This is a genomic window from Streptomyces sp. Da 82-17 (assembly GCF_046098215.1).
Lineage (GTDB): Bacteria > Actinomycetota > Actinomycetes > Streptomycetales > Streptomycetaceae > Streptomyces.
Genome location: NZ_JBJURH010000001.1, coordinates 333,214 through 350,594, shown reverse-complemented (window position 1 = coordinate 350,594; position 17,381 = coordinate 333,214). Strand labels below are relative to the sequence as shown.

The following is a 17,381-nucleotide window of genomic DNA, read 5'->3' as shown; positions in this document are numbered from 1 at the left end:
GCACGGGAAGAGGGCGGTACGGGAGCTCCCGTACCGCCCTCGACTGCCGTGTGGCTACAGCACCTTGGACAGGAACGACTTCGTCCGCTCGTGCTGCGGGTCCGTCAGGACGTCCCTCGGGTTGCCGGACTCGACGACGACGCCGCCGTCCATGAAGACCAGGCTGTCGCCGACCTCGCGGGCGAAGCCCATCTCGTGCGTGACGACGATCATCGTCATGCCGCTCTCGGCGAGGTCGCGCATGACGTCGAGGACGTCACCGACCAGCTCGGGGTCGAGCGCCGAGGTCGGCTCGTCGAAGAGCATCAGCTTCGGCTCCATGGCCAGGGCGCGGGCGATCGCCACCCGCTGCTGCTGGCCGCCGGAGAGCTGCGACGGGTAGTTGCCCGCCTTGTCGCCGAGGCCCACCCGCTCCAGGAGCTGCCCGGCACGCTCGCGGGCCGAGGCCTTCGACTCGCCCTTGACCTGGACCGGCGCCTCCATGACGTTCTCCAGGGCCGTCATGTGCGGGAACAGGTTGAAGCGCTGGAAGACCATGCCGATGTCCCGGCGCTTCAGGGCGACTTCGCTGTCCTTGAGCTCGTAGAGCTTGTCGCCCTTCTGCCGGTAGCCGACCAGGTCGCCGTCGACGTACAGCCGCCCGGCGTTGATCTTCTCCAGGTGGTTGATGCAGCGCAGGAACGTCGACTTGCCGGAGCCCGACGGGCCGATCAGGCAGAAGACCTCGCCCTGCTTGACCTCCAGGTCGATGCCCTTGAGGACCTCGACGTGCCCGAAGGACTTGTGCACGTTCTCGGCCTTGACCATGGCGTTCATCGGGCGACCTCCGGACGGCGCAGCGACAGCATGTTGGCCTTGACCTTCTGCCAGGGCGTCGGCGGGAGTTGACGGGACGAGCCGCGGGCGTAGTGCCGCTCCAGGTAGTACTGCCCGACGCTGAGGATCGAGGTCATGATCAGGTACCAGGTCGCGGCGAGGAACAGGACCTCGACGGTGGCGCCGGAGCTCTGGCCGATGTCCTGGGCGTTGCGGAGCAGCTCGTAGTACTGGACGGCCGCGACCAGCGAGGTCGTCTTCAGCATGTTGATGACTTCGTTGCCGGTCGGCGGGACGATCACGCGCATCGCCTGGGGCAGGACCACGCGGCGGAGCGTCTTGCTGTGGCTCATGCCGAGCGCGTGCGCCGCCTCGGTCTGACCCTCGTCGACGGACAGCAGACCGGCACGGCAGATCTCCGCCATGTACGCGGCCTCGTTCAGGCCGAGACCGAGCAGCGCCGTCAGGAACGGCGTCATGAAGTCCGACCACTCGTCCTTGTAGACGGGGCCGAGGTTGATGTACTCGAAGACGAAGCCCAGGTTGAACCAGACGAACAGCTGGACCAGGACCGGGGTGCCGCGGAAGAACCAGATGTAGAACCAGGCGATGGACGACGTCACCGGGTTCCGGGACAGTCGCATCACGGCGAGCAGGATGCCGCCGACGACGCCGATCAGCATCGACAGCACGGTCAGGAGCAGGGTCTCCCGCATGCCGCTGAGGATGCGGTCGTCGAAGAAGTACTCCGGGATCGCGTCCCAGTTGATGTCACCCTGCGCGAACGCGAAGACGATCGCGCCCAGCGCCGCCAGGGCGACGAGGGCCGAGAGGTAGCGGCCGTAGTGCCGGACCGGCACTGCCTTGATGGCCTCCGGGCCGGCCGGAGGAGTGTCCTCCGGGCCCTTCTTTTCAGTGTCCACAGTCACGAGATGCCTTTCACCGACGACGCGGAGTCGTCACTTGCCGCCGTTGATCTTGGCCTCGGTGACGGCGCCGTCCTCGACGCCCCACTTCGAGATGATCTTTTCGTACTCGCCGTTCTTGATGATGGCGTCGAGCGCGGCCTTGATGGCGTCCCGCAGTTCGGGGTTGTTCTTGGGCACGGCGATGCCGTACGGAGCTGCCTCGACCTGCTCGCCGACCAGCTCGAAGTCCTTGCCGCCGCCGGAGGTCTTCACTGCGAACGCGGCGACGGGGAAGTCGGAGGAACCGGCGTCGGCGCCGCCGGAGCGCAGCCGGGTCTGGGCCTGCTGGTCGTTGTCGAACGCCTCGATGGCGATCTTCTTGCCGCCCTTGCACTTCTTGGACTCGGCCTTGGCCAGGTCGTGCGAGACGGTGCCGCGCTGCAGGACGATCTTCTTGCCGCAGAGGTCGGCCCAGGTCTCGATGCCCTGGGTGTCGCCCTTCTTGGTGTAGATCGAGACGCCCGCGTTGAAGTAGTCGACGAAGTCGACGCCCTCGCCGACCTTCTTGCCGGTCTCGGAGTCGATGCCGTTCTGGCGGTCCTTGGTGTCCGTCATGGCGGACATGGCGATGTTGTACCGCTTGGAGCGGAGGCCGCCGAGCAGGGTGTCGAAGGTGCCGTTCTCGAAGGCGAACTCGACGCCGAGCTGCTCGCCGAGCGCCTTGGCGATGTCCAGGTCGATGCCGACGACCTTGCCGTCCTTGTCCTTGTACTCGACCGGCGGGTACGCGATGTCGGAGCCGACCTTGACCACGCCGGCGTCCTTGACGTCCTTCGGGAGCTTGTCGGCGAGCGGGGCGCTCTTGACGTCGGAGCCGCCCTGGCTGGAGTTGGTCTGGTCACCGCAGCCTGCGAGAAGCAGGGCGCCCGAGACCGCAACGGCGCCGACCGCGAGTATTCGTGTCCTGCGAGCGGCCGTACGACGGGTGGTGCTTGCGGTCATGGTGGTGCCTCCGACAAGTGAGGGGACGTCGAACGGGGGGTGGAGGGTGGGGAAGCGCTGGTCGGCGCCGCCTCGCGTGTCCCGCATCCTGCCATTCGGACGTCCGGATTTCGGAGGGTCCTTATGTCAAAATCGGATAACGGGTCGAGGCGAGACGTGCGCGGTCCGTTCATTACGGGGGAACGCGGCGTAACCGGTGAACAGCCGCTAACCGTGCCATCCCCGGCCTATCTCGCTATGTGGGACGGATCTTTCCGGGTATTCAGTGTGCGCCTTGTCTGCCTTTGTGGCGACTCGGGTGCGGCCCGCGCGACAGCACCGGCCCACCCCTTCCCGCGGCCTCGGGGGCTGTGGCAACACCGCAGGTGGGAGGCGTACGGGGCAACGTGCGGTGGCCGCTCGATGAACGATGATCGTTCGTTTTCCGGGTGGGCAAAAGGGCCTTACCGGGCAGTGACCAATGCCGCTCGCCCGTCCGTGCGGTCTTCAGGTAAAAAGGGCTGTTACACCCCTCATCCGGGGCTCAGGGCGCGTGTGCGGCGCGCCCGCGCGTACGTACCTCCCCTCGTGGAGGCGGGCCAACCGCCGAAGCGAGTCACGGACGCGGTGCCCGCCCACCCCTAAACCAGGAGTGGTCACCCTCAACGAATAAGACTTAAGGGGTCAGACAAAAGTGGCAGCGGAGATCGTCAACCCTCGCAGCGACGCCGGTGCGGAGGGCGCGGAAGAGCCCTTCGATCCCGCGTTCGCATTGCACCGTGGCGGCAAGATGGCCGTCCAGGCCACCGTGCCGGTGCGTGACAAGGACGACCTGTCCCTCGCGTACACACCTGGCGTGGCCAAGGTGTGCAGCGCCATCGCCGAGCAGCCCGAGCTCGTCCACGACTACACGTGGAAGTCCAACGTCGTCGCCGTCGTCACCGACGGCACGGCCGTGCTCGGACTCGGCGACATCGGTCCTGAAGCCTCCCTCCCCGTGATGGAGGGCAAGGCCATTCTGTTCAAGCAGTTCGGCGGCGTGGACGCCGTTCCGATCGCCCTCCAGACCACCAGCGTCGACGAGATCGTCGACACCGTGGTCCGGCTCGCCCCGTCCTTCGGCGGTGTGAACCTGGAGGACATCTCGGCGCCGCGCTGCTTCGAGATCGAGGACCGCCTCAAGGAGGCCCTCGACATTCCCGTCTTCCACGACGACCAGCACGGCACGGCGGTCGTCACGCTCGCCGCGCTGCGCAACGCCGCGAAGCTCACGAACCGGACCCTCGGCGACCTGCGCGCCGTGATCTCCGGTGCGGGCGCGGCCGGCGTCGCCATCGCCAAGTTCCTCCTGGAGGCGGGCATCGGCGACGTGGCGGTGGCGGACCGCAAGGGTGTCGTCAGCAAGGACCGGGACGACCTCACCCCGGTCAAGCGGGAGCTCGCCGAGCTCACCAACAAGGCGGGCCTGTCCGGCTCCCTGGAGTCGGCCCTCGCGGGCGCGGACGTCTTCATCGGCGTCTCGGGCGGTACGGTCCCGGAGCCCGCGGTGGCGTCCATGGCGGAGAACTCCTTCGTGTTCGCCATGGCCAACCCGAACCCCGAGGTGCACCCCGACATCGCGCACAAGTACGCGGCGGTCGTGGCCACCGGGCGCTCGGACTACCCGAACCAGATCAACAACGTGCTCGCCTTCCCGGGCATCTTCGCCGGTGCGCTGCAGGTGCGCGCCGCGCAGATCACCGAGGGCATGAAGATCGCGGCGGCCGACGCGCTCGCCGAGGTCGTCGGTGACGACCTGTCCGCGGAGTACGTGATCCCGTCGCCGTTCGACGAGCGGGTGGCCCCGGCCGTCACCGCGGCGGTCGCGGCGGCGGCCCGTGCGGAGGGTGTTGCTCGCCGCTGAGCGTACGGAGGGAACGGGGCTTCGCCCCGGGCCCCCGACCCCGGCTCGGAGCCGAACTGGTGCAAGGGCCCTGCCTGTTGGCGGGGCCCTTGCCCGTGTTTGCTCCCCGTTCCGCGCGTAACCGGGTTGTCGTTCGGCTGTCTCGCCGTCGTGGTTGCTCGCGCAGTTCCCCGCGCCCCCAAGAAACAGCCCCTACGGCGTTTGAGGAGCGGCGTCTGGGGCGGAGCCCCAGTTACGGGAAGGGGCGGGGCGGGGAATGTCGCCCCGCAGGGCGGCCGGGGTGCAGCCGGGCGACGGTGCGAGGGGTCACACCGTGGGCTGGTTCCCGTGGGGCCGCCTCCGCAATATCGTCGGCGGCATGTTCGCCGCCTATGCCGCCCGCATCGACCGTGACCAGCCGCTCAGCGGCCTCGAGTTGGGGGAGCGCCCGGCCCCCGAGGCACGCCCCGGCTGGACGACCGTCAACGTGAAGGCCGCCTCCCTCAACCACCACGACCTCTGGTCCCTGCGAGGCGTCGGCCTCGGTGAGGACAAGCTCCCGATGATCCTCGGCTGCGACGCCGCCGGGGTCGACGCCGACGGCAACGAGGTCGTCCTGCACTCCGTCATCGGCCAGTCCGGGCACGGCGTCGGCCCGGACGAGCCCCGCTCGATCCTGACCGAGCGCTACCAGGGCACGTTCGCCGAGCAGGTCTCCGTGCCGACCTGGAACGTCCTGCCCAAGCCCAAGGAGCTCAGCTTCGCCGAGGCCGCCTGCCTGCCGACCGCCTGGCTCACCGCGTACCGCATGCTGTTCACCAACGCCGGTGTGCGGCCCGGGGATTCGGTGCTCGTGCAGGGCGCCGGCGGCGGGGTCGCCACGGCCGCGATCGTGCTCGGCAAGGCGGCCGGACTGAAGGTCTTCGCGACCAGCCGGGACGAGGCCAAGCGCAAGCGGGCCCTAGAGCTCGGCGCCGTCGAGGCCGTCGAGCCGGGCGCCCGGCTGCCGCAGCGGGTCGACGCGGTGATCGAGACGGTCGGCGCCGCCACCTGGTCGCACTCCGTGAAGTCCCTGCGCCCCGGCGGCACGTTGGTGATCTCCGGCGCCACCAGCGGCGACCGGCCCTCGCACGCCGAGCTGACCCGGATCTTCTTCCTGGAGCTGAAGGTCGTCGGCTCCACGATGGGCTCCAAGGACGAGCTGGAGGACCTGCTCGCATTCTGCGCCAACACCGGCATCCGCCCCGTCATCGACGAGGAGCTGCCCCTCGACCGCGCCCGCGAGGGCTTCGAACGGCTGGCGGAGGGCGGGCAGTTCGGCAAGATCGTGCTGACGGTCTGACCGGCTCGCGCACGCCCCAGGCCCGGCCCGCCGCTTCGTACGGCGGCCGGGCCTTTCTCGTACGTACGGTGTCAACTGAGGTTGACGCTTCGGCGGCTGTCAACCTACATTGACAGCATGACCGAGGCAACGGATCTCGCCGAGCGAGCCGGAGATCGTGACCCGCGCATCGGGCTGCGGGCGGTGGCCGCACTGCGGCGGCTGCTCGAACAGCTCGAGTCAGTCCAGGTGCGCAGCGCCCGGAACCAGGGCTGGTCGTGGCAGGAGATCGCCGCAGAGCTGGGCGTCAGCAGGCAGGCCGTGCACAAGAAGTACGGGAGGCAGTGATGTTCGAGCGGTTCACGCAGGGCGCGAGGGACGTCGTCGAGGGCGCGGTCGGGCACGCCGAACGGGCCGACGCACCCGCGGTCACCACCGAGCATCTCCTGCTCGCCCTCCTCGACGCCGAGGGTACGAAAGCCGCGTACGTCCTCGCCGCGCTCGGCGTGACCGGACGGCGCGACGCGATCGCCGCGGACCTCGCCGAGGCGCGCCGGCGCGGGGGAGTCTCGGCGGCCGACGAGGAGGCCCTCGCCGGGCTCGGCATCGACGTCGACGCGATCGTCGCCCGCGTCGAACAGGCCCACGGGGAAGGGGCGTTGGGGCGCAGCGGGCGAGGGCGTGGCCGTACGCAGCGCTGGTTCGGCGGCGCGCACCGGCCGTTCGCCCGCGAGTCCAAGGGCGTACTGGAACAGGCGCTGCGGGTCGCCGTCGGGCGCGGGGAGCGGGCCATCGGCGACGAGCACCTCCTGCTCGCGTTGGCCGTCCGGCCCGGGGTCGTGCGGGATGTGCTGGGGGTGTACGGGGCTTCTTATGGGGAGGTGGTGCGCGTGCTGGGGCCGTCGTGACTCCGGGGCTCCGCCCCGGGCCCGGGTTCGGGGTCGTGTTTCGTCTGCGGCGTCGTTGTGGCTGCTCGCGCAGTTCCCCGCGCCCCTGAGCTCATGGGTCGAGTTTCGTCTGCGGCGTCCTCGTGGTTGCTCGCGCAGTTCCCCGCGCCCCTGGGGCGGGGCTTCGCCCCGGGCCCCCGTCCCGGGTCGTGTTTCGTCTGCGGCGCCGTCGTGGCTGGTCGCGCAGTTCCCCGCGCCCCTGGGCGGGGCTTCGCCCCGGGCCCCTTTGGGGCGCCCACCTATTTGGGTGTCCTCAGGAGTGCTCCGATGTGGGCTGCCGCTGTCGACAAGTGGCGCTTTGCGTCGCGTAGTTGGGATTCCGTCACTCCGTTGTCGCGGGCCGCGTCGCGGATGTCGTCGCGGAAGCGGTCCAGGAGGCGGTCCAGGTCGCGGGCCGGGTCGCCGGTCGAGTCCGCGCGGGCCCACTCCGGCTCGGGGACGTCCGCGGTGTCTGCCGCCTCCGTGGCCGTCGCGGTGGGCTTCGTGAAGCGGCCGAACTCCTTGGTGATCTCCGCGAGCCCCTCCCGCAGCCCCGTCGGCCAGTCCCCGCGCGTGAAGTGGTCCTGCATCTGGTCCTGTACGCGCTTCGCGATCCGCTGCACCTCGTCGCGCGCCGCGTCCTGCGCCTCCTTGGCCTGGCGGCGGGCGCGCTGCGCCTCGTCCCGCGCGCGCCGCGACTCGTCCTTGGCGCGGCGGGCCTGCTCCTTCCACTCCTGCTTGGCGCGGCGCAGCTCCTCCTTCGCGGTGCGCCACCCCTCCGGCTCGCCCTGCGCGCCGGGGCCCCGCCGGGTCTCGCTCGCCGCCGCCCGCATCTCGCGCCGCAGGTCGCCCGCCGCGCCCCGGACGTCGTCCCGGATCTCGGCCGCGAGCTCGGCGACCGACTCGCGGATCTCCAGCTCCAGGTCGGCCAACTCGCCGCTGCGGTCGGCCAGTTCGGCCCGGCCGGCGTCGGTGATCGAGTACACCTTGCGGCCGCCCTCGGTGGTGTGGGTGACCAGGCCCTCGGCCTCCAGCTTCGCCAGGCGCGGGTAGACGGTGCCCGCCGAGGGCGCGTACAGGCCCTGGAAGCGCTCCTCCAGGAGCCGGATCACCTCGTAGCCGTGGCGGGGCGCCTCGTCGAGCAGCTTGAGGAGGTAGAGCCGCAGTCGGCCGTGGGCGAAGACGGGGGGCATGTCAGAGCACCTTCCCGGTCGTGCTGTCACCGGCGGGCGGGGTGTCCGCCGGGGGCGTGTCCGTAGGAGGATTCTTCCCGTCCGCTTGTGTGCGGCGGCCGTCGGGGTCGGGTCCGGACGGCTTGGGTCCGCCGGGGCCCGTGCCCTCGTGCGCCTCCGGCGTCTCGTACGCGTCCGGCTCCGGGCGGCGCAGCAGGGCGATGGCGCCGGAGACCGTCGTGGCCTTGAGGGTGCCGGTGCCCGCGCCGAGCCGGCCGGTGATCCTCTTGGCGCCCCACTCCCCGCCGACCCGCAGGTCCTCGAACGCGTTGGAGACCGCCCCGCTCGTCGTGTCCGCCCGGACCACCGCGTCCGCCGGATGGGGCAGCCGGATCGCGATCTCACCGGAGACGCTGGTGAGCCGGATGTCCGGGTCGCCGCCGGCCGCGTCCACGTCCACGATCATGTCCCCGCTCACCGACTCCGCCCGTACGGACGGGCCCGCCGCGATCACCGTCAGGTCCCCGGAGACCGAGCTGAACCTCAAGTCGCCCGTCACGGACTGCACTTGGACGTTCCCGCTGACGGTCTCCGCCCGCACCGACCCGGACAGCCCGACCAGCGTCGTCTCGCCGTGCACGCCCCGCACCGCCGTCCGCCCGTCGATGCCCGACACCGTGGCCGTCGCGCCGACCGTGCCCACCTCGACCGCGGTGCCCGCGGGCACCGCGAGCGAGACGACCGCGTGCCGCCGCCGGCCCTTGGGGTCGAGCCACTTGAGGAAGCCCTTCCAGGGCAGGTCGTCGTACGCGACGCTCAACGCGCCGTCCTTCAGCGTCACCCGCAGCGGCGGCCCGTCGAGCTCGGACACCTCCAGCCGGGCCGCGTCCTCGTCCGTGCCCACCACGTTCACGGTGCCGTGGACGGTGCGGACGTGCAGCGAGCGCACCGGCTCGTCGAAGTCGTGCTTCTGCGGCTCGGCGATCTCCCAGCCGGACTCGGACTCCGCCATGGCTGACCTCCCAGGCCCGCTCGCTCCACGACGCGCCATATCGCGTCGCCTCCCCACACACGATATATCGCGGTTCCGGAACGTCAAGGCCGCCCTGCACGCCCGGCGTTCGGACAGCGGTGCATACCAGGGCTGATACGAACAAATTGCCCTAGCGTGGAGCTGTGCTGACCCCGCCCGACCCCGACGGTGGTACGACCGGTGCGCTGCTCTTCTGCCGCGCCGCGCCCGCCGACGTCCGGCCCGTCGCCGGTCTCCTCCGCGAACGACTGCACCTGGCCCCGGCAGGCGGGCAGTGGAGTGTGCTCGTGCCCGACGGCACGCCGTGGACGCGGGCGGGCGAGCCCGTCGACCGGGTCCTCGCGGGCTGGGCGACCGCGCTCGCCGTCGGCACGTCCTGGCCGGTGCTCGCGCTGTGGTGGGACCCCGACCGCAGCGGCTACCTCCTCGCGTCCGGCTTCCGCCGCGGCGTCGGCTACGTATGGCTGGCCGGCGGGACACCGGTGGGGGAGGACGAGGCGATGCGCACCTTCGCGGCGCGGCTCGGCCTCGACCCCGTCCTCGACGTACAGGCGCTCGAACCGCTGACCCGGGCCGACCCGGACGCGGACGCCCGCGACCGGCTGCGAGTGCTCCTCGCGATCCTCGGCCGCGCCGGGCTGGCCGCGCCGATGGGGCTCACCCCGGGGGCGAGCGCGGCCGAGCTGCGTACGGCGGTCCGTGCGCTGCCGGACGCGGAGACCGTCGAATGGCCCGGCTGGCGCGAGGCCGTACGGGCCGAACTCGCCCCGCACGGCGGCCATCCGGCGGCCCGCGTGCTCGCCGCGGTCCAGCTCGCCGCGGGCCTCCCGCTCACCCTCTTCGGGCTGCGCCGCCGCAGCGCCGCGTGGACGACGGCGGGGGTGCTGCTGCTGGGGCACGGGGTGCTTGAGCTTGTACGGGAGGCGCGGCGGCCCCTGGACTGAGGGCTGTACGGGGCTGTACGGGGCTGTACCGGGTTGTACGGGGCCTGTACGGGGCGTACCTGGGGTTACTCGTCCTCGTCCTCGTCGTCCAGGCGGGCCAGCCACGTCGCGAGGCGCTCGACCGGCACCTCGAAGTCGGGGTTCAGATCGACGAACGTCCGCAGCTGTTCGGCGAGCCACTCGAAGGTGACTTCTTCCTCGCCGCGCCGCTTCTCCAGTTCTTCGATGCCTCGGTCGGTGAAGTACATACGACCAGGATATTGGGCACCGTGGACCGCCTCGCCCACCCCTGGGGACTCCGCCCCCGGACCCCCGGGCAGTCGTTCGGCTGCTGCGCCGTCGTGGCTGAGCCCGCAGTTCCCCGCGCCCCTGTCGGGGCCCGTACCCCTGGACTTCAGGGCGGAACGGGTACGGGCCGCACCCCTGGACTTCAGGGGTGCGGCCCGTTGCCGCGTACTGCTAGCGCAGTGTCATCGCGTCACGCGTCGAAGACCTCCGCGACCAACTGCTCCTGCTCCGCCTGGTGGCGCTTGGCCGAGCCGACCGCCGGGGACGAGCCGTGCGGGCGCGAGATGCGGCGCAGGCGCTCGCCGTGCGGGACGTCCGCGCCGACGGCCAGGTCCAGGTGGTCGATCAGGTTGAGCGCGATGAACGGCCAGGCACCCTGGTTCGCCGGCTCCTCCTGCGCCCACAGGTACTTCTCGGCGTTCGGGAACTTGGCGATCTCCTCCTGGAGCTCCGCACCCGGGAGCGGGTACAGCCGCTCGATGCGGATGATCGCCGTGTCGTTCGCGCCGCGCTTCTGCCGCTCGGCCTCCAGGTCGTAGTAGACCTTGCCCGCGCAGAAGACGACCTTGCGGACCGCGGCCGGGTCGACCGTGGAGTCGCCGATGACGGGACGGAAGCCGCCCGTGGTGAACTCCTCCGCCTTCGACGCCGCGGCCTTGAGGCGCAGCATCGACTTCGGGGTGAAGACGATCAGCGGCTTGTGGTGCGGGTTGTGCACCTGCCACCGCAGGAGGTGGAAGTAGTTCGACGGGAGCGTCGGCATCGCGACCGTCATGTTGTTCTGGGCGCAGAGCTGCAGGAACCGCTCCGGGCGGGCCGACGAGTGGTCGGGGCCCTGGCCCTCGTAGCCGTGCGGGAGGAGCAGGGTCACACCGGAGTGCTGGCCCCACTTCTGCTCCGCGGACGAGATGAACTCGTCGACCACGGTCTGCGCGCCGTTGACGAAGTCACCGAACTGCGCCTCCCACATCACGAGCGCCTCGGGACGGGCCAGCGAGTAGCCGTACTCGAAGCCCATCGCCGCGTACTCGGAGAGCAGCGAGTCGTAGACGTTGTAGCGCGCCTGGTCCTCGGAGAGGTACTGGAGCGGCGTGAAGTCGTCGCCGGTCTCGCGGTCGATGAGGACCGCGTGGCGCTGGCCGAAGGTGCCGCGGCGGGAGTCCTGGCCCGCGAGGCGGACCGGGGTGCCCTCCAGGAGCAGCGAGCCGATGGCCAGGGTCTCGCCCATGCCCCAGTCGATCGTGCCGTCCTCGACCATGGCCGCGCGGCGCTGCAGCTGCGGCAGCAGACGCGGGTGCACGGTGACGCGGTCGGGGATGTTGACCTGGGACTCGGCGATCCGCTTGACGACCTCCTGCGAGACGGCCGTCTTGACCGCGACCGGGAACTCGGCCTCGGCGCCCGGGACATGACCCGGAGCGGACTGCGAGGTGGCCTCGCGGACCTCGGTGAAGACCTTCTCCAGCTGGCCCTGGTAGTCCTGCAGTGCCTGCTCGGCCTCTTCCAGGGTGATGTCGCCACGACCGATGAGGGACTCGGTGTAGAGCTTGCGCACCGAGCGCTTCTTGTCGATCAGGTCGTACATCAGCGGCTGCGTGAACGCCGGGTTGTCCGACTCGTTGTGGCCGCGGCGGCGGTAGCAGATGAGGTCGATGACCACGTCCTTGTTGAACGCCTGCCGGAACTCGAAGGCCAGGCGCGCGACGCGGACGACGGCCTCGGGGTCGTCGCCGTTGACGTGGAAGATCGGGGCCTCGATCATCCGGGCCACGTCGGTCGAGTACATGGAGGAGCGCGAGGACTCGGGCGCCGCCGTGAAGCCGACCTGGTTGTTGATGACGACGTGCACGGTGCCGCCGGTGCGGTAGCCGCGCAGCTGCGACATGTTGAGGGTCTCGGCCACGACGCCCTGGCCCGCGAAGGCCGCGTCGCCGTGCAGCGCGATCGGCAGGACCGTGAAGTCCGTGCCGCCCTTGTTGATGATGTCCTGCTTGGCGCGGGCGACGCCCTCCAGGACCGGGTCGACCGCCTCCAGGTGCGAGGGGTTCGCGACCAGGCTGACCTTGATCTGCTCGCCGTCGAGACCGGTGAACGTGCCCTCGGCGCCCAGGTGGTACTTCACGTCGCCGGAGCCGTGCATCGACTTCGGGTCGAGGTTGCCCTCGAACTCGCGGAAGATCTGCGCGTACGACTTGCCGACGATGTTGGCGAGGACGTTCAGGCGGCCGCGGTGGGCCATGCCGATGACGACCTCGTCGAGGCGCGACTCGGCGGCGGAGTCGATTACCGCGTCGAGCAGCGGGATGACGGACTCGCCGCCCTCCAGGGAGAACCGCTTCTGGCCGACGTACTTCGTCTGCAGGAACGTCTCGAAGGCCTCGGCGGCGTTCAGGCGGCGCAGGATGCGCAGCTGCTCCTCGCGCTCCGGCTTGTTGCGCGGACGCTCGATGCGGTCCTGCAGCCACTTGCGCTGCTTCGGGTCCTGGATGTGCATGAACTCGACGCCGGTGGTGCGGCAGTACGACTCACGCAGCACGCCGAGGATGTCGCGCAGCTTCATCATCGACTGACCGGCGAAGCCGCCGACCGCGAACTCCCGCTCCAGGTCCCACAGGGTGAGGCCGTGCTCGGTGATGTCCAGGTCGGGGTGCTTGCGCTGGCGGTACTCCAGCGGGTCGGTGTCGGCCATGACGTGGCCGCGGACCCGGTAGGAGTGGATCAGCTCGAAGACGCGGGCGGCCTTCGTGACGTCGTCGTCGTGCGAGGCGTCGATGTCCTTGAGCCAGCGGACCGGCTCGTACGGAATGCGCAGCGACTTGAAGATCTCGTCGTAGAACTCGTCCTCGCCGAGGAGGAGGTTGGCGACGATGCGCAGGAACTCGCCGGAGGCGGCGCCCTGGATGACCCGGTGGTCGTAGGTCGACGTGAGCGTCATGACCTTCGAGATGCCGAGCTTGTTCAGGGTGTCCTGGGAGGTGCCCTGGAACTCCGCCGGGTAGTCCATGGAGCCGACGCCCATGATGACCGACTGGCCGGGCATCAGACGCGGCACGGAGTGGACGGTGCCGAGGCCGCCGGGGTTGGTCAGGGAGACCGTGACGCCGGAGAAGTCCTCCATCGTCAGCTTGTTGTTGCGGGCGCGGCGGACGATGTCCTCGTAGGCCTGCCAGAACTCGAAGAAGTTCAGGGTCTCGGCCTTCTTGATGCCCGCGACCACGAGCTGGCGGTCGCCGTTGGGCTTGACCAGGTCGATGGCGAGGCCGAAGTTCACGTGGTCCGGCTTGACCAGCGTCGGCTTGCCGTCCTTCTCCGCGAAGGACCAGTTCATCGACGGCATGGCCTTGATGGCCTGCACCATCGCGTACCCGATGAGGTGGGTGAAGGAGATCTTCCCGCCCCGGGCGCGCTTCAGGTGGTTGTTGATGACGATGCGGTTGTCGAAGAGCAGCTTCACCGGGACCGCGCGCACGGACGTGGCCGTGGGGACGTCGATCGAGGCGTTCATGTTCTTCGCGACGGCGGCGGCGGGGCCGCGCAGCGTGACCAGCTCGGGGCCCTCGGCGGACTCCTTGGCCGGCTCGGCCTTCTTCGCGGCGGGCTTCGCCTCGGCCGGCTTGGCGGCGGGCGCGGCCTGGGCCGCGGGCTTCGCCGGAGCGGCGGCGGGGGCCGGAGCGTCCGCGGCGGGCTTGGCCGGGGCCGGGGTCTGCGTCGACACGGCTGCGGGAGCGCTCGGCTTGGTGGGGGTCCCCGCAGCCCCCGCGGCTGCGGTGCCGGTGGCGGGAGCCTGCGTCGGCTGGGCCGGGGCGGCGGTGCCGCCACCCGGCTTGTAGTCGGCGAAGAAGTCCCACCAGGCTCGGTCAACCGAGTTCGGGTCCTGGAGGTACTGCTGGTAGATCTCGTCGACGAGCCACTCGTTGGGACCGAACGCGGCGGCAGGGTTCTTGCCCTGCCCCTCTTGGTCGGTCGTGGTGCTCGAGTTACTGGGGGACTGTGGCGACACGGCGGTAACCGCCCTCTTCCGCTTCACAAGGTGATGGACAGCGGGAATAAAGGCTACGCCTCCGTGGCCGAGAGGTGCAGACCGGGCGGGACTTTGGTCGCGTAAGTCACATTGGATCGCGTGTTTCGGGGCTGGAAATGGCGGGAAACAAGCGAGGTTCCGCTGCGGCCGGGCAGCGTCGTAGGCGGCTGCGGCCCGGTGTTCGGCCCGCACCCGCGGCGCGGAGCACGTCTTTCCTCGTGAGCTCCCCGCCCGAGGGCGCGAAGAGTCGAAGATCTTGTGCTTCCGCTTCGAACCCTACGTCAACAGCGGAGGTCAGGGGATGCCCGGAAGGGTGACCTGGATGCGGGCGCCGCGGGTGGATTCGGCCACTCCGATGCGACCGCCGTGCAGGTCGACCGCCCAGCGGGCGATGGCGAGGCCGAGACCGGTGCCGCCGTCGTTGTCCGGGCCGTGCGGCCCGGGCGCCGTGCCCCGGTTGAACCGCTCGAAGACCCGGTGCCACTCCGACTCGGGAATGCCGGGCCCCTCGTCCAGGACCTCCAGGTCGAGGGACTCGGGCGTCGGCCCGCGCCGGGCCCGCACCGTGACCCGGCCGTGCGGCGGGGAGTGCTTCACCGCGTTGTCGATGAGGTTCGCCACGACCTGGTGCAGCCGCTCGGCGTCGGCGTGCGCGGTCAGCTCGGGCGGCGAGACGTCGAGGTGCAGATGGACGTCCGTACGCGTGTGGCGGCCGGAGCCGGACGGCATGCCCTGGCGCTGGGCCGCGGCGGCGCCGGACAGCTGGGCCTCCTTCAGGACGCCCGAGAGGTACGGCCACACCTCGAAGCGGCGGGCGCGCAGCGGGACCACGCCGTTGTCCAGGCGGGACAGGTCGAGCAGCGTCTCCACCAGGCGGCCGAGGCGCTCGGTCTGCTTGAGGGCGGTGCGCATGGTCTCCGGGTCGGCCTCGGAGACGCCGTCGACGACGTTCTCCAGGACCGCGCGCAGGGCCGCGATCGGGGTGCGCAGCTCGTGCGAGACATTCGCCACCAGCTCCTTGCGGTGCTGGTCCTGGGCCTCCAGGTCGTCGGCCATGCGGTTGATCGTGCCGGCCAGGTCGCCGAGCTCGTCGCGCCGGCCCGCGCCGCGGACCCGGCGGGTGTAGTCGCCGTGCGAGATGGACCGGGCCACGGTGTTCATCTCGTCGAGCGGCGCGGTCAGCGAGTGCGCCACGAACTGGGTGATCAGCAGCGTGGCGATGACCGAGAAGACCGTGATGAAGCGCAGCTCGGTCTCGGTGCGCACGGCGATCATCAGCAGGCCCGTGGTGATGAAGACCGAGACGACCACGAGCGTGCCGAGCTTGGTCTTGATCGAGAACGGGCGCAGGTCGTGCAGCGCGGTCGGCTGCCGCAGCAGTCCTGCGAACAGCGCCTTCGGCTGCCGCGCGGCGGCGAGCAGCCGCTTCGGCCGCAGCGCCGTGAGCAGGTGGAGGCCGAACCCCCTGGCCCGCGCACCGAGTTGCCCGCCCACGTGTACGGCCCGTTCTCTGAGCCCGCCGTTCATGCCCGGCACCTCACGGAGTGGGGGTCTCCAGGGCGTACCCCACCCCGTGCACCGTACGGATCCGCTCCGCGCCGATCTTGCGGCGCAGCGCCTTGATGTGGCTGTCGACGGTCCGGGTGCCGGAGGCGTCCGCCCAGTCCCACACCTCGGCGAGGAGCTGCTCCCGGGAGAGCACCGCCCGCGGGGTGTTGGCCAGGCAGACCAGGAGGTCGAACTCGGTGGGCGTGAGGTGCACGTCCTCCGAGCGCACCCGCACCCGGCGCTGCGCGTGGTCGATCTCCAGCTCGCCGAGGCGCAGGATGCCGCTGCGCGGCGTGGCCGCGGCGAGCGCGGCGCGCTCCACCCGGCGCAGCAGCACGTGCACCCGGGCGGCCAGCTCCCGCATGGAGAACGGCTTCGTCATGTAGTCGTCGGCGCCGACGCCGAGGCCGACCAGCATGTCCGTCTCGTCGTCACGCGCCGTCAGCATCAGCACCGGCACCGGGCGCTGCGCCTGGACCCGGCGGCAGACCTCCAGGCCGTCGAAGCCGGGCAGCATGATGTCGAGGATCAGCAGGTCGGGCTGCCAGGCCTCGGCCGTGTCCACGGCGGACGGGCCGTCGGCCGCGGTCTGCACGAGGAAGCCCTCCGCCCGCAGCCGGGCCGCGATGGCGTCGACGATCGTCGGATCGTCCTCGACCACGAGGACCCGGCGCTGGGCACCCGGCGTGGCCGCCGTGCCGTTGTGGGAGGTGTGTGTCTGCTCCATGGCCCCGCCCCTGAAAATGCGCCTTGAATGCCTTCGGTGGATCTGCAGTAAAGATCCCGCGTGTGTCGGGACAGAGCGTACGGGGAGTTACCGCAGCTCGGCTACGCAGCCCTGATGCCGAGGTGGACGACGTCCGGAACGCCCCGGGCAACGGCGACTTCTTCCGTACGTACCCCGTCGAAACCGGCATTGCGCAGAGCCTTCTCGAAAGCGGGCGAAGGCTGCGCGGACCAGACCGCGAGCACTCCGCCGGGGCGCAGCCGGGCCGTGCAGGCGGCGAGACCGGCGGGGGAGTACAGACTGTCGTTGTCGTCCGTCACCGTCCAGTCCGGGCCGTTGTCGATGTCCAGACAGAGCGCGTCGTACGCGGGCGAGGCGGGGTCGTGGAGGTGGGCGACGAGGTCGGCCTCGACGATCCGGGTGCGCGGGTCGGCGAACGCCTCCGCGGTGTACGGGGCGAGGGGGCCGAAGCGGTGCCAGTCGACGATGGCGGACTCCCGCTCGACGACGGTGACGGCGCCCCAGCGCGGGTCGGCGGCGGCGTGCGCGAGCGAGAAGCCGACGCCCAGGCCGCCGATGAGGACGCTCGGCTCGGGCCGGTCGTCCAGGGCGTCGCGGGCGGCGTCGACGAGGAGACGCTCGGAGCGGCCGTCCGACGTGTCCATCAGGAACGTGCCGTTGGCGATGATCTGCAGCAGGTCGCCGTGCCTGCGCAGCACCACTTCGCCGTGCGGGCCGGTGCGGCGGTCGAGGACGACGGGCTGCTCGGTGTCGTACGGGTCAAGCATGCGGACCATCCTGCCCGGAACTGGCC

At 70.8% G+C, this 17,381-nt stretch carries 15 protein-coding genes; 5 read left to right on the top strand and 10 right to left on the bottom strand.

Translation table 11 applies throughout. The annotated features are described in order from the left end of the window. Positions 1–54: 54 nt before the first annotated feature. The 3 genes from ACIDOF_RS01580 to ACIDOF_RS01570 are packed head-to-tail and all read right to left on the bottom strand — an operon-like array spanning position 55 to position 2,726. Complete coding sequence (locus tag ACIDOF_RS01580; RefSeq protein WP_409003755.1) at positions 55–816, bottom strand: amino acid ABC transporter ATP-binding protein; 762 nt, start codon at positions 814–816, stop codon at positions 55–57. Further along, positions 813–1,745, bottom strand: a complete 933-nt coding sequence (locus tag ACIDOF_RS01575; protein ID WP_409003754.1) for an amino acid ABC transporter permease — start codon at positions 1,743–1,745, stop codon at positions 813–815. Before ACIDOF_RS01575 ends, ACIDOF_RS01580 begins: the two co-directional genes overlap by 4 nt. Before the next feature lie 30 nt (positions 1,746–1,775). Beyond that, positions 1,776–2,726, bottom strand: coding sequence for an ABC transporter substrate-binding protein (locus tag ACIDOF_RS01570; protein ID WP_409003753.1), 951 nt, complete (start codon positions 2,724–2,726; stop codon positions 1,776–1,778). Positions 2,727–3,399: 673 nt separating this feature from the next. Between ACIDOF_RS01570 and ACIDOF_RS01565 the strand changes: the two genes are divergently transcribed. The 4 genes from ACIDOF_RS01565 to ACIDOF_RS01550 all read left to right on the top strand — a co-directional run bounded on the left by ACIDOF_RS01565 (position 3,400) and on the right by ACIDOF_RS01550 (position 6,816). Continuing rightward, positions 3,400–4,608, top strand: a complete 1,209-nt coding sequence (locus ACIDOF_RS01565; RefSeq protein WP_409003752.1) for an NADP-dependent malic enzyme — start codon at positions 3,400–3,402, stop codon at positions 4,606–4,608. A gap of 358 nt (positions 4,609–4,966) precedes the next feature. Continuing rightward, complete coding sequence (locus ACIDOF_RS01560; RefSeq protein ID WP_409003751.1) at positions 4,967–5,929, top strand: zinc-binding dehydrogenase; 963 nt, start codon at positions 4,967–4,969, stop codon at positions 5,927–5,929. Positions 5,930–6,046: 117 nt separating this feature from the next. After that, positions 6,047–6,256 (top strand): helix-turn-helix domain-containing protein, encoded by a 210-nt coding sequence (locus tag ACIDOF_RS01555; RefSeq protein WP_308940003.1) that lies wholly within the window; start codon positions 6,047–6,049, stop codon positions 6,254–6,256. Continuing rightward, positions 6,256–6,816, top strand: coding sequence for a Clp protease N-terminal domain-containing protein (locus ACIDOF_RS01550; protein WP_409003750.1), 561 nt, complete (start codon positions 6,256–6,258; stop codon positions 6,814–6,816). Before ACIDOF_RS01555 ends, ACIDOF_RS01550 begins: the two co-directional genes overlap by 1 nt. A gap of 278 nt (positions 6,817–7,094) precedes the next feature. On the opposite strand, the gene ACIDOF_RS01545 is transcribed toward ACIDOF_RS01550, so the two are convergent. Beyond that, on the bottom strand, positions 7,095–8,027 hold the full coding sequence (locus ACIDOF_RS01545) for a helix-turn-helix transcriptional regulator (protein WP_409003749.1): 933 nt from the start codon (positions 8,025–8,027) through the stop codon (positions 7,095–7,097). 1 nt (position 8,028) lies between these two features. Next, a complete protein-coding gene (locus ACIDOF_RS01540) occupies positions 8,029–9,018 on the bottom strand; it encodes a DUF4097 family beta strand repeat-containing protein (RefSeq protein WP_409003748.1) in 990 nt (329 codons plus the stop codon). A gap of 164 nt (positions 9,019–9,182) precedes the next feature. Between ACIDOF_RS01540 and ACIDOF_RS01535 the strand changes: the two genes are divergently transcribed. Next, a complete protein-coding gene (locus ACIDOF_RS01535) occupies positions 9,183–9,983 on the top strand; it encodes a hypothetical protein (protein ID WP_409003747.1) in 801 nt (266 codons plus the stop codon). Positions 9,984–10,048: 65 nt separating this feature from the next. On the opposite strand, the gene ACIDOF_RS01530 is transcribed toward ACIDOF_RS01535, so the two are convergent. From ACIDOF_RS01530 to ACIDOF_RS01510, 5 genes are all read right to left on the bottom strand, one after another. Beyond that, positions 10,049–10,231, bottom strand: a complete 183-nt coding sequence (locus ACIDOF_RS01530) for a DUF6104 family protein (protein ID WP_003961784.1) — start codon at positions 10,229–10,231, stop codon at positions 10,049–10,051. 230 nt (positions 10,232–10,461) lie between these two features. Beyond that, positions 10,462–14,271, bottom strand: a complete 3,810-nt coding sequence (locus ACIDOF_RS01525; protein WP_409003746.1) for a multifunctional oxoglutarate decarboxylase/oxoglutarate dehydrogenase thiamine pyrophosphate-binding subunit/dihydrolipoyllysine-residue succinyltransferase subunit — start codon at positions 14,269–14,271, stop codon at positions 10,462–10,464. 315 nt (positions 14,272–14,586) lie between these two features. After that, positions 14,587–15,642: an ATP-binding protein gene (locus ACIDOF_RS01520; RefSeq protein WP_409004018.1), complete on the bottom strand. Its 1,056-nt coding sequence runs from the start codon at positions 15,640–15,642 to the stop codon at positions 14,587–14,589. A 187-nt stretch (positions 15,643–15,829) separates the two neighbouring features. After that, positions 15,830–16,567, bottom strand: coding sequence for a response regulator transcription factor (locus tag ACIDOF_RS01515; protein ID WP_409003745.1), 738 nt, complete (start codon positions 16,565–16,567; stop codon positions 15,830–15,832). 101 nt (positions 16,568–16,668) lie between these two features. Then, a complete protein-coding gene (locus tag ACIDOF_RS01510; RefSeq protein ID WP_409003744.1) occupies positions 16,669–17,355 on the bottom strand; it encodes a spermidine synthase in 687 nt (228 codons plus the stop codon). Positions 17,356–17,381: the final 26 nt, after the last annotated feature.